Source organism: Mycobacterium sp. IDUB_17, assembly GCF_055419465.1.
Genome location: NZ_JBVAXS010000009.1, coordinates 14,747 through 27,121 on the forward strand (window position 1 = coordinate 14,747; position 12,375 = coordinate 27,121).

A 12,375-nucleotide genomic window follows, 5' to 3' on the forward strand; every position below is an offset into this window, starting at 1 on the left:
CTCAGCCCATTTCGAATGAGCAGAAGCTACCCGACGGCAAACGACAACATCAGCAAATGCGGGCTAGCGGGGCATGGCTATGCGCATCCCGGCCAACATCACCTGAGCGTCGGCCATGTAGGTCTCGTTGTTGGGTGCCGTGCTCTGCGCGAGCGCCACCACGTTCCACACCTTCGACCCGAGCGGCACCATCACCGTCACCGCGGTCACGTAGATCGTCTTGCCACCTTCGCCGGGCGGCACGGTGTAGTTGGCCATCAACGCCGGGAACCCACAGATCTCGGCAGGTACCTGGGTGATGTTCTGTCCGCCACCGACTTCGAAGCCCTGGACACTGTCGTTCAGCAGATCCTTGGGCGACCTGTCGCCGTCGGTCGCATCCCCGGTGGCCACCGACACGGCGGGATTCGTCACGCCGTCACTGAGCGATACATTGCGAAGCACCAATTTGACTGCGTCCTTGGCCAACTCAGGCACCGGTTCCCAGCCCGGCGGCTGCGCGATGCGCACCCTGGGCTCGTCGGGAGCGGTCCCCGATAGCTCGATCCAGCGATCCGAATGCAGCTGCTCGCACGCCTGGGCCTTGTAGCCGGGCGATCCGGGCGCCGTCGGATCGGCCGAACCCGTCGAGTGCGCGGACGGTTCGAACCCGGCCGTCGCCGTGCCCTCCGTCGTCTGCGTACACCCGCTGAGAATCAGTCCGGCCGCCACCACGGCCACACCCGCGACTCGCTTCATTTCCCCCATCGCAAACTGAGACTACGCGAGCGCATTTCACGCCGAGTGCGACGCAGGGGTCGCTCCGCCGCGTTGCCGGCGACATCCGCATCGCACTCGGTGCGGCGAGGTCTCAGCGTCGCCTCGAGTGCAGGTAGTCGCCGACCACCGCTGCGCCCAGGCCGTCGAGATCGGGCACCACCACACGGCCCTGCACCCGCCGGGCAACCTGATCGATGAACCGGGCCAGGCCGGGATCGGTGCCCAGCCGGAAGATCGTCACCTGTGCGCCGAGGCGGGCCACCTCGTCGAACCCCCGGACGGTGTGAGCGATCGTGCGCGGGTGTGGCGGGTAATCGAAGAAGACTTCCGGCGGCTGAGCCGCCGAGTTAGGCCCGGGCCGTTCTCCGTATCCCTCCAGGTGCGCGGTGGGCTCACCATCGGTCACCACCAGCACGACCGGTTGGGCGTTCGGATGACGACGCAGATGCCGGGTCGCCAGGGCCAGCGCATGGTGCAGATTGGTGCCCTGCTCGTACACACCCTCCAGCCCGGTCAGCTCACCCGCGGTCACCGTGCGCGCGTACCGGCCAAAGGCGATGATCTGCAACTCATCTGAGCGGAACCGGGTGCTCACCAGATGGTTGAGCGCCAACGCCGTACGTTTCATCGGCAGCCAGCGGTTCTCCATCACCATCGAGAACGAGGTGTCCACCAACAGCGCCACGCAGGCCTGAGTGCGGGTCTCCGTCTCGGAGATCTCCACATCCTCGACCGCGAACCGAATGGGCCGTTCCACGATCCCGGTCCCGGCCTGGCGCAGCACGGCGTTGGTCACCGTGCGGGTGACGTTCCACGGCTCGGTGTCGCCGAACTGCCAGGGCCGGGTGGCCCCGGTCAGCTCCCCGGCCGCACCGGCCCGGCGGGTGTCGCGTTCCCCGTGCCGACCCGAAAGCTGTTGCGCCACATCACGCAGCGCGGTCTGGCCGAGCTGGCGCATGGCCTTGGGCGACAGCCGCCATTGGCCGTCGGAGCCGCGGTCGATGAAGCCCTGGTTCACCAGGGCCTTCTCGAGCTCGGACAAGGTGCGGGCATCGATCGCGGCGTCGTCACCGAGTTGACGGGCCAGCGCCTCGAGGTCGACGTCGTCCATCGACGCCCCGGAATAGCTCTGCGACAACGCGTCGGCCAACTGCTCCAGCTCGGCGATGTCGGACAACGCCTGGGCGCCCTCCCCCATGCCGAGCGGATCGCCACCGGAAAAGCGCTCCGAACCGGTCCAATCCTCGCCCGGCCGGGCGTCCTGCAGGTGCGCGTCGAGCCGGCCCAGCGCATTCATCAACGACGGCGAACCAAAAGCCTGCTGCGCCAGAGAATCCAGCTCGGCACGCTGCTCGGCCGACAGGCTGTTGCGGAACCGCTGCGCGGCGGCGGCCCGCTTGGCCAACGAGTCCAGCAGCTCGTCGATGTTCTGCGGGCCCTCCGGGAAGAACTCGCCGTGCCTGTCCATGAAGTCTTGAAAATCCTGCGGGGTATCCTCACCGCGGGCGTGCTTGTCCAGTAGATCGTTGAGGTCGTCGAGCATGTCGTTGACCCGCTGCCGATCCTCGTCGGTGGCGTTCTCCAACGCCTCCTTCATGCCGGCGAAACGTTGATCCAGCATCTCCCGGCCGAGCAGATCCTTGATCTGCTCGTACTTCTGCCGCGCCTCGGGGCTGCGCCAGTCGTAGTCGGCCAGTTCCTGAACGGCTTTGGCCGGCGACGGCGAGAGCGCCTCCATCTGCAGCTCGCCGAACCGCGCGTCGTCGTCGAGTGCGCGGGCCAGCTCCTTGCGCTCGGCCAGCACGGCCTCGTCGAGCAGCTTCTTGATCTCCTGCAACGTGCCGTCAAGGTTGTGTCGCTGCAACAGCTCCCGGCGCTTCCGGTTGGCCTCGGCGGCCAGCCGGTCGGTGCCGCGCATCCCCTCGGTGCCGCGACGCATCAGCTCGGAGAGGGCGCGGCGCGGCGAGCTGCCCTCCATGACGCTCTGACCGATCTGCTCGAGGGCGTCACGCAGATCGATCGGAGGTGCCAGTGGGTCGGGGCCACCGGTGTATCGCGAATACCGCGAGGTGTGCCCGTGCGCCCGACCGGGATCAGCCATAGACCGTCTCGCCCTCCCCCGTCACCTTGTCCACACGCTTGGCCAGATACAGCGCCTCCAAGGCCAATTCGACCGCTGCGGCCCGCTCACCGACCGACACCGCCCCCAACCTGGAGGCGAGCGTATCGACGACGGCCAGATCCGGCAGCGCGGCCAGGACGTCCTTGGCCGAAACCCGCTCACCGGTAGTCACCGGCGAGCCCTCCTCGACCGCGGCCACCAGTGGGGCGACGTCGATGCCGCCCAGCAGCCGCTGTGCGGTGTCAGCGGTGGCACGTCGCAGCAGGTGCTCCAGCACCGCCTGCTCACGCCCCTCCTCGCCCGTCTCGAACTCCAATTTGCCGCGCAGCACGTCGATCACGGTGGCCAGGTCAACCACCCGGGCCACCGGATCGTCCTCGCCGAGGATCGCCGAGCGGTGCCGCGCCGAGGCCGCCACCGTCTCGGCCGCGGCGATCGCGAACCGGGCCGACACACCGGAACGCTGGTCGATCGAGCTCGATTCACGCAGATTGCGAGCGAACCGGGCCAGCACACCGAGCAGGTAATCCGGGACCTCGGCAGCCAACTGGGCCTCCTGGCGGATCACCCCGATCTCGTCCTCGATCTCCAGCGGGTAGTGCGTACGGATCTCGGCGCCGAACCGGTCCTTGAGCGGGGTGATGATCCGGCCGCGGTTCGTGTAGTCCTCGGGGTTGGCGCTGGCCACGACGAGCACGTCCAGCGGCAGCCGCAACGTGTAACCGCGGACCTGAATGTCGCGCTCCTCCATGACGTTGAGCATCGACACCTGAATACGCTCGGCGAGGTCGGGCAGCTCGTTGACGGCCACGATGCCGCGGTGTGCCCGCGGGATCAGCCCGTAGGCGATCGTTTCCGGGTCACCGAGGCTGCGGCCCTCGGCCACCTTGATCGGGTCGATGTCGCCGACCAGATCGGCCACGCTGGTGTCCGGGGTGGCCAGCTTCTCCGTGTACCGCTCACTGCGGTGACGCCACTCGATCGGCAGATCGTCGCCGGAATCGGCGGCCCGGCGGATCGACTCCGGTGTGATCGGGCTGTACGGGTGCTCGCCCAACTCGGACCCGGCGATCACCGGCGTCCACTCGTCGAGCAGCCCGGTCAACGCACGCAACAGCCGAGTCTTGCCCTGGCCGCGCTCACCGAGCAACACCACGTCGTGCCCGGCGATCAGGGCCCGCTCCAGCTGCGGGATCACCGTGTCCTCGAATCCCAGGATGCCCGGCCACACGTCGCGACGATCCGCGAGTGCAGACAGCAGGTTCTCTCGAATTTCGGCTTTGACGCCCCGCTCACGATGGCCCGAGGCACGCAGCTCACCGACGGTACGAGGCAGATCGCCGGAGCCGGCTGGCCGGCGACCATCGTTTTTGGGTTGGCTCACCACTCCACGCTACGACTGAACACGCGCGCGCACATCGCCACCCGCCAGAATCACGACCCGCCGCGTGCGGCCACAGCCGGACATAGTCGTTGTCCGAGCGGCGCGACCGGTAGTCTGCGCTCCATGCCGTTGGCTAGCGGTCAGGAATTCGCAGGGTTCACCATCGTCAGGTTGGTGGGCACTGGTGGCATGGGCGAAGTCTATCTGGCGTCCCACCCGCGGTTACCCCGCGAGGACGCCCTCAAAGTGCTGCCCATCAGCGTCAGCTCGGACAATGAGTTCCGGCAACGATTCATCCGCGAGGCGGATATGGCCGCCACCCTGTGGCATCCCCACATCGTCGGCGTGCACGACCGCGGCGAGTTCGAGGACCGGCTGTGGATCTCGATGGACTACGTCGACGGACACGACGCCGCCAAGCTGCTGCATGATCAGTACCCCAAGGGCATGCCGGCCGAGGACGTCATCGAGGTCGTCACCGCCGTCGGCGACGCGTTGGACTACGCGCATCAACGCAAGCTGCTGCACCGTGACGTCAAGCCGGCCAACATCTTGCTCACCAGCAAACAGGGCGCCAAGCGCCGCATCATGCTGACCGACTTCGGCATCGCGCGGCGCGCGGACGAGGTCAACGGACTCACCTCGACCAACATCACCGTGGGTTCGATGTCCTACACCGCGCCCGAACAGTTGATGGGCCAACCCCTTGACGGTCGAGCCGACCAGTACTCACTGGCCGCGACCGCCTACCGCCTGTTCACGGGTACCCCGCCGTTCGCACACAGCAACCCGGCTGTGGTGATCAGCCACCACCTGAACTCCCCGCCACCCAAGCTTGCCGACACGAAACCCGAACTGGCCGTGTTCGATTCGGTGATGGCGAAGGCACTGTCCAAGGACGCCAAGGACCGTTACGACACCTGCCACGACTTCGCCGTCGCCCTCGCCGAGGCGGCCACCGGAACCACCCCCGAGGTGCGCACCCCGGCACCCGCTCACGAGCCGGCGCCACCGACCACCCCGTTGATCATCCCGAAGCCGGCGAACCCGCCGGCCGCCCCGCTCTCGCCGTCGAACCCGCGGGCTGCATCCCCGTCGGAACCGCCGGTGTTCACCTCGTCGTGGGCGGGCAACGAAATCTCCTCCCGCAAACCCGTTGCGGGCGGTGCGCCAGTCGGGATGCAAGGCCCCGCCGGGCCGTCAGGGCCCGTTGGGCCGCCGGCAGGACCGGTCGGGCCGCCACAACAGCAGACCAACTTCGGACCGCCTCCGTTGCCGCACAACCCGATCCCGAAGAAGTCGAACAACCGGCGCAACATCATCGTGGCCGCCGCCGCAATCGGTGCGGCGGTTCTGCTCGTCGGCGGCATCACGCTGGCAGTGACTGCCGGCGACGACAACAGCAACGGCGGCGGGGGCGAGACCACCTCCGCGGTCGCCACGGATACATCCGACCCGGAAACCACCACCGCTCCGAAACCACCGGGGCACGCCTTCACCATCGCCGACTACATCAAGCAGAGCGGCATCGTCGAAACGCCCGTCCACCGCGGCGAGCCGGGCGCACCGGTGTTCACCATGCCGACTCCGCCCGGATGGATCGACGCCGGTCCCCGCACCCCGGCCTGGGCCTACTCGGCGATCGTGAACGACCCCGCGAACCCGACCGAGCCGCCGTCGGTCGTCTCGCTGATCTCCAAGCTGGCCGGTGACGTCGACGCCAACAAGCTGCTCGAGTTCGCCCCCAACGAGCTGCAGAACCTGGCCGACTACAAGTTCAGCGGTGACGTGACCCGTGGCGAGATCAGCGGGTTCCCCACCGTGCACCTGGCCGGTACCTATGCCAAGGGCGGCCAGCGTCGCGCGATCACCCAGACCACTGTCGTGATCCAGGCGCCCGGCAGCGTCTACGTGCTGCAGATCAACGCCGACGCCAACGAGCGCGACAAGACGACGTTGACCGACATCAACAAGGCGATCGAGGCCCAGGCCACCATCGTCATGCCCTGAGTCGGGTCTGAACCGGGTGCGTTCAGGTACCCGGTACCCTGGGTATCGTGAATTCGCTCGATTGGCGTAGCCGGCCCACCACCGTGCACTTCGGCCCCGCATCTTTGCAGTCCAGGGCACTCGGCTGGACCACCGCGATCTTCGTCCGTCCATTGCTGGGCCTGCTGACCCTGATCGGAATGGGCATCAACCGCGTCGCCCCCGCCCTGCTGCAGCGCGCACACCTCGACGTCATCGACCGGCCCCTGCGGGTCATCAAGCCGCTGCCCGGCACCGAGGTGACACCGGTGGCGCTGCCCAACTGCCCGGCCGAATGGGTGATCGCCCCCGAGGCCCGCGACTCCGATCTGGTGATCGTCTACCTGCACGGCTCGGCGCTGGTGACCCTCGGCCTGAACTCGCACCGCCGCTTCGTGTCGAAGCTGTCTGCCAGCACCGGGGCACGCGTGCTCAACGTCGGCTACCGACTGGCCCCGCAGGCCGACATCGACGATGCCGTCGCCGACGGGCTCGACGGCTACCGCTTCGCACTGTCGCTCGGGTTCGCACCCGATCGGATTGTCCTGGCCGGTGATTCAGCCGGTGGCCTGATGGCCGCCGACACCGCGTTGGCCGCGCGCGACGCCGGACTGCCGGTCCCCGCCGGGCAGGTACTGCTCTCCCCGTTGACCTCGTCCGACATGGATCTGAAATACCGTGCCCTGCAAGAGCATCGCGACGTGCTGTTCCCGTTCATGACCGTGAAGTTCATCTACGACGTGTTCGCCACGGTCAACGGCACCCGGCCGACTCCGGTGATGCCGCCCGAGGCGGACCTGCACGGACTCGGGCCGTTCCTGTTCCAGGTCGGCACGCACGAGATGCTGCTCAACGACACCTTCGCCCTCGCCGACAAGCTCCAGGCCAGCGGTGTTCCCGTGTGGATTCAGGTGTGGGACAGGGCAATGCACATGTTCCAGCTGAGCTTCGACATCAACCCCGATGCGCGACACGCGGTCGAGGAGATCACGTCGTTCATCGAGTACGCGACCACCGAGGTCGAGGACGAGGCCAGCGCGTAGGGGGTTGGCGTTGCGGCCTGACGTCGGGGTCTCCCCTGCGCGTTCCCTTGCGCTTGCCTTGCGCTTCTCCCTCCACGCCGTTTTCTACCCCTGCGTCGTAGGCCGCGTGGGTTAGCGACCCTGATGTAGAAAACGGCGTCGGTGCCTTTTTCCCTCCACGCCGTTTTCGACGCCTGCGTCGTAGACCGCGTGGTTCAGCAACCCAGGTGTAGAAAACGGCGCCGGTGTCTTTCCCTGTGCGCCGCGCATTCCGCGCCATCCACAGCGCACGGTTCATCCACAGCCTCAGCTGAGACGCATGCCGGCGCCGTCAATCCGTCGGTCGCGCTGCTGATCGTCGTGGTCCATGAGCTTCCCATTAATCGGACCGGAAGCGGTCGCGGCCGGCAGCCTCACCCCGGGCCAACTGCGATGGCGATACGCCCCGGCGCATCCACGCGTCTACCTGCCGAAGGGCGCCGTTCGAACCCTGAAGGCCAACACCATGGCGGCATGGCTGTGGACTGGCCGTCGCGGGATCATCGCCGGCCGGGCAGCCGCAGCTCTGCACGGTGCGCAATGGGTCGACGACGATGCCCCGGTGGAACTGATCATGGAGCACGAGCGTCGCAGGCCCGGCATCATCGTGCGCGAGGAACGCATCAGGCCCGACGAGATTTGCCGGATCGGCGATTTCAGCGTGACCACACCGCTACGCACCGCGCTTGATCTCGCGCGTTTCCTTCCCCGTGACGACGCGGTCGCCCACCTCGATGCGCTGGCCATCGCCACAGCCGTCGACGCCGGGCAAGTGCTCGAATTGGCCGGCAGGTATCGCGGGCTACGTGGAATACGAAGCGCCCGTACAGCACTCGATTTGATGGATGCCGGTGGGCAATCTCCGCGGGAGACCTGGCTGCGGCTGCTTCTCATCGACGCGGGCTATCGGCGTCCGCGTACGCAGATCCGGGTGACCGACGGCTTCAATGAGGCGTTCCTCGATATGGGCTACGACGACGTCAAGGTGGGCTTGGATTACGAAGGTAAACACCACGCCACGGACCGTTCGCGTGTGGTGCGCGACATCGGCCGCAATGAGCTCATCGAACGCGAAGGCTGGATAGACATCCGTGTCGTGGTCGAACACAGCAGGGCGTTCATCCTGCACCGGGTTCGAGAGGCATTTGCCCGGCGTGGTGGTTCACCGTTTTCTACCTCCGGGTCGTGACGACGTAATCATCACAGCCCAGGGGTAGAAAACGGCGAGCACAACTAGTGCGCGCGACGCCGCTTTCTACGCCAGGGTCGCTAAACCACGCGACCTACAACCCTGACGTAGAAAGCGGCGGGCCAAATAGGCGGTGCACCGGGCCAATCGATTGAGACCGAAGAAACTAGTGCGCGAAATGCCTTGCACCGGTGAGGTACAGCGTGATGCCAGCGGCCTCGGCAGCAGCGGTCACCTCGGCGTCACGTACCGAGCCACCCGGGTGCACGATCGCCTTGACGCCGGCATTCGTCAGCGTCTCCAAGCCGTCGGGGAACGGGAAGAATGCGTCGGAGGCGCCCACCGAACCGGGCACGCGGTCGCCCGCACGCTGCACGGCCAACCCGGCCGCGTCGACGCGATTCACCTGTCCCATACCGACGCCCACGGTCGCGCCGTCCTTGGCGATCACGATCGCGTTGGACTTCACCGCGCGGCAGGCCCGCCAGGCGAACACGAGATCGCTCAGCGTCTGCGGGTCGGCCGGCTCACCGGTGGCCAGCGTCCAGTTCGCCGGATCGTCACCCTCGGCGTCGAGCGCGTCACGCTGCTGCAGCAGCACCCCGCCACTGATCTGGCGCATCTCGATGCCACCGACCAGCGGCTCCGACGCCACGAGGATGCGGATGTTCTTCTTGCGGGCCAGGATCTCGACCGCTCCGGCCTCATACGCCGGGGCGATGATGACCTCGGTGAAGATGTCGGCGACGGTCTCGGCCATCTCGACGCTGACCTCGGTGTTGGAGGCGATGACGCCACCGAACGCACTCAGCGGATCGCACTCGTGCGCCTTGCGGTGCGCGTCGGCCACCGACTCCGAGGAGATCGCGATGCCACACGGGTTGGCGTGCTTGATGATCGCCACGCAGATCTCTTCGTGGTCGAACGCGGCCCGCCACGCCGCATCGGCGTCGGTGTAATTGTTGTAGGACATCTCCTTGCCGTGCAGCTGCTCGGCCTGGGCCAGTCCGGGCCACGCGGAGTCGTCGCGGTACACCGCGGCCTGCTGATGCGGGTTCTCGCCGTAGCGCAGGACCGCGCTGCGGTGCCAGGTACCGGCGAACCAGGCCGGCAGCGGCTGAGCGGGCTCCTCAGGAGCCAGCGTCGACCCCATCCAGCCGGCGACGGCCACGTCGTACTCGGCGGTGTGCCGGAATGCCAACGACGCCAGCTTCTTCCGCTCGTCGAGGGTGAACCCGCCGGCCCGGACCGCGGCCAGCACACCGTCATAGCCCAGCGGATCCACGACCACGGCCACGCTGGGGTGGTTCTTGGCGGCCGCACGAACCATCGACGGCCCACCGATGTCGATCTGCTCGACGCACTCGTCCACCGATGCCCCGGACTCCACGGTCTCGGAGAACGGGTACAGGTTCACCACCACGAGCTCGAACGCCTCGACCTCGAGCTCCTGCAGGGCCGCAACATGTTCGGGCTTGCGGGTATCGGCCAGCAGACCGGCATGCACGCGCGGGTGCAGAGTCTTGACCCGGCCGTCGAGCACCTCGGGGAAACCCGTCACCTCTTCCACCGGGGTGACCGGAACACCTGCGGCGGCAATGGTTTTGGCGGTCGACCCGGTTGAGACGATGGCCACGCCCGCCTCGTGCAGGCCGCGGGCCAGATCGGCCAGGCCGGTCTTGTCATAGACACTGATCAGCGCTCGGCGGATCGGTTTCTTCTCGCTCACCCTATGGTCGCCTTTCGTCCAGTCCAGGTCACGCCGCGGGTTGCCAGCGCGGCCAGCACATCCACCAGCAGTCGACGTTCGACCACCTTGATGCGCTCATGCAAAGTCTCTTCGGTGTCATCATCGAGCACCTCGACAGCCTGCTGGGCCAGAATCGGCCCGGTATCCATGCCGGAGTCCACGAGATGCACCGTGCAGCCCGTCACCCGCACGCCGTACGCCAACGCCTCGGGCACCGCATGCGCCCCGGGGAACGCGGGCAGCAATGCGGGATGGGTGTTGACCACCCGGCCGGGGAACCGGGAAAGAAATTGGCCGCCCAGAATTTTCATGAACCCGGCCGAGACCACCAGGTCCGGCTCATGTTCAGCGGTGGCCTCGGTGAATGCGACGTCCCAGGCGTCGCGGTCCGCATGATCACCCAGCCGCACGGTGTAGGACGGCACCCCCGCCGCCGCCGCGATGTCCACCGCGGCACATTTGCGGTCGGTTCCGACTGCCACCACACGCGCCGGATAGTCGTCTTCGGCGGCGGCCAGTAGCGAGGCGAGCAACGATCCTGTCCCCGAAGCCAGCACTACCAGCCGTGCCGGTGTACTCGGAGGCACATGTAACGGTTGCTGCACGCGAGCAGCCTAGTCGCCCGCACGGCGAGGGTTGTCGCCGGTCACTGGGCCGTCTGGCATGTCGTCGACGATGAAGTGGTCCTCGGGGTCCTCATCGAGGTCGTCATAGCGCCGCGGGCGGGGCTCATAGACGGTTTCCTGCACGTCCTCGTAGTCGTCGGGCTCGTCCGCCGCCGGCTCCTCGGCCGACCACGACACCAACGGCTGGTCGGGTTCGAGCTCGGGTTCGGGATCTGCCTCGGCGTACTCGATGTCCTCGTCGACGTAGTCGTCGCCCACTTCGGACTCGAACTCGGGTTCAGGCTGCGGCTCGACCGGTTCCGGTTTGGGCGGGAGTACCGGTCGGGGCTTGCGGGTCAGGCCACCGGACATCGCCACGGTCAGTCCGCCGACCCCGGCGAACCAGAGGAACACCGCAGGCGCGAACGTCGATTGATCCACCCCGACGTCGCCGAAATTGCCCAGCCGCCCGCCGCCGGCGTAGCCGAGCAGCGCCATCGTCACGGCCGCCAGCGCCGACGCCACCAGCAACTTGCCTGTGGCCGCCCCGATCGGCTGGGGACGCCGCGCACACTGCTGGCCCAATGCGACTGCCGAGGCCGCACCCACGATCAGGAGCGCCACCCAGATGGGGCCCAACGGCGGCGTGGGCACCGCGGCCAGCACCGGCACCGCAGGGATGTCACCGCCGAACACCGTGAATGAACTGAAGGCGGCCAGCCCGACATGGGCACTGGATCCGACCGCGATCGCCGAGGCACCGACGATCACGTTGGGGATGTAGAGGATCGACAACAGAGTCAGGCTGAGCTGGCCGAACAGGCTGTCGGTGATCGCGAACAGGTCGTGCATCGTGGCCCAGTGCACCACCAGCGACACCGCCGTCACCGCCCCGGAAAGACCGAATAGGGCCAGCACACCGGCGGTCGCGGCACGGAACGCCTCGGGCAGCCAGTCCGGCAGCGGCGAGGCGGCCAGCGTCCGTCGACCGACCTTCGAGCCGACGCCGATCAGGGCACCGATTGCGTGCACGATCAGCACGCTGCAGAACGCGCGCAGGGCGCTGGGAGTCTGAAGTTCGCTGATCACCGAGGCTGCGTCATGAATGACGGCCAGCAGGAGCGCCGCGATCAGAATCGGCCCGCCCAAGGCCGAGGCGACCACCCAGCGGGTGACGAACCAGGAGGAATTGGGGGCGGTGGCCGCGGCCGTGGTGCGCGCGGTGCCCCAGATCATCGCCAGCACCGGCAGCAGGGGCATCACCCCGAGCTCGCGGCCGCCGATCGACACCGGCACCTGGTGCACGCCGAGCCACATGCTGGCGATCGCACCGAGCGCGCCCGTCATGTCGCTGTTGGCGATCAGCAGTTGCAACAGCACAACCGCGGCGATGACCACCAGCGCGACGACGGACGGCCCGAACGCGACCCGGAGCAACTCACGCGCCTGGCGGGTGCCGACTGGCCGGTTACTCACT

Annotated in this window: 9 protein-coding genes; 3 read left to right on the forward strand and 6 right to left on the reverse strand. The window is 67.6% G+C overall.

The window, feature by feature from the left end:
- Positions 1–63: 63 nt before the first annotated feature.
- From ACZYZ7_RS29585 to ACZYZ7_RS29595, 3 genes are all read right to left on the reverse strand, one after another.
- Entirely contained in the window at positions 64–738 is a 675-nt protein-coding gene (locus tag ACZYZ7_RS29585; protein ID WP_135457979.1) for a hypothetical protein, read from the reverse strand.
- A 112-nt stretch (positions 739–850) separates the two neighbouring features.
- The gene (locus ACZYZ7_RS29590) at positions 851–2,860 is read right to left on the reverse strand and encodes a vWA domain-containing protein (RefSeq protein WP_463742371.1); all 2,010 of its coding nucleotides are present in this window, start codon (positions 2,858–2,860) and stop codon (positions 851–853) included.
- Positions 2,853–4,265, reverse strand: coding sequence for a sigma 54-interacting transcriptional regulator (locus ACZYZ7_RS29595; RefSeq protein ID WP_210115577.1), 1,413 nt, complete (start codon positions 4,263–4,265; stop codon positions 2,853–2,855). Before ACZYZ7_RS29595 ends, ACZYZ7_RS29590 begins: the two co-directional genes overlap by 8 nt.
- A 123-nt stretch (positions 4,266–4,388) precedes the next feature.
- On the opposite strand from ACZYZ7_RS29595, the gene ACZYZ7_RS29600 reads away from it, so the two are divergent.
- The 3 genes from ACZYZ7_RS29600 (at position 4,389) to ACZYZ7_RS29610 (ending at position 8,543) form a co-directional block, all read left to right on the forward strand.
- Positions 4,389–6,275, forward strand: a complete 1,887-nt coding sequence (locus tag ACZYZ7_RS29600) for an LpqN/LpqT family lipoprotein (RefSeq protein ID WP_135457983.1) — start codon at positions 4,389–4,391, stop codon at positions 6,273–6,275.
- Positions 6,276–6,322: 47 nt separating this feature from the next.
- Positions 6,323–7,336: an alpha/beta hydrolase gene (locus ACZYZ7_RS29605; RefSeq protein WP_463742372.1), complete on the forward strand. Its 1,014-nt coding sequence runs from the start codon at positions 6,323–6,325 to the stop codon at positions 7,334–7,336.
- Positions 7,337–7,682: 346 nt separating this feature from the next.
- On the forward strand, positions 7,683–8,543 hold the full coding sequence (locus tag ACZYZ7_RS29610; protein WP_463742373.1) for a hypothetical protein: 861 nt from the start codon (positions 7,683–7,685) through the stop codon (positions 8,541–8,543).
- A gap of 166 nt (positions 8,544–8,709) precedes the next feature.
- Here ACZYZ7_RS29610 and purH read toward each other — a convergent pair whose 3' ends face one another.
- Genes purH through ACZYZ7_RS29625 form a run of 3 tightly spaced genes read right to left on the reverse strand, consistent with a single transcriptional unit; the run spans position 8,710 to position 12,374 of the window.
- The gene (gene purH / locus ACZYZ7_RS29615; RefSeq protein WP_135457989.1) at positions 8,710–10,272 is read right to left on the reverse strand and encodes a bifunctional phosphoribosylaminoimidazolecarboxamide formyltransferase/IMP cyclohydrolase; all 1,563 of its coding nucleotides are present in this window, start codon (positions 10,270–10,272) and stop codon (positions 8,710–8,712) included.
- A complete protein-coding gene (purN, locus tag ACZYZ7_RS29620) occupies positions 10,269–10,898 on the reverse strand; it encodes a phosphoribosylglycinamide formyltransferase (RefSeq protein WP_167857970.1) in 630 nt (209 codons plus the stop codon). The genes purH and purN overlap by 4 nt, the downstream gene beginning before the upstream one ends.
- A 9-nt stretch (positions 10,899–10,907) precedes the next feature.
- Complete coding sequence (locus ACZYZ7_RS29625; RefSeq protein ID WP_463742374.1) at positions 10,908–12,374, reverse strand: cell division protein PerM; 1,467 nt, start codon at positions 12,372–12,374, stop codon at positions 10,908–10,910.
- Between the last annotated feature and the right edge of the window lies 1 nt (position 12,375).

Bases quoted from the DNA above. Each gene is read 5' to 3' on its own strand.
- ACZYZ7_RS29585 (WP_135457979.1), bottom strand. From the start codon at position 738: ATGAAGCGAGTCGCGGGTGTGGCCGTGGTGGCGGCCGGACTGATTCTC.
- ACZYZ7_RS29590 (WP_463742371.1), bottom strand. From the start codon at position 2,860: ATGGCTGATCCCGGTCGGGCGCACGGGCACACCTCGCGGTATTCGCGA.
- ACZYZ7_RS29600 (WP_135457983.1), top strand. From the start codon at position 4,389: ATGCCGTTGGCTAGCGGTCAGGAATTCGCAGGGTTCACCATCGTCAGG.
- ACZYZ7_RS29610 (WP_463742373.1), top strand. From the start codon at position 7,683: ATGAGCTTCCCATTAATCGGACCGGAAGCGGTCGCGGCCGGCAGCCTC.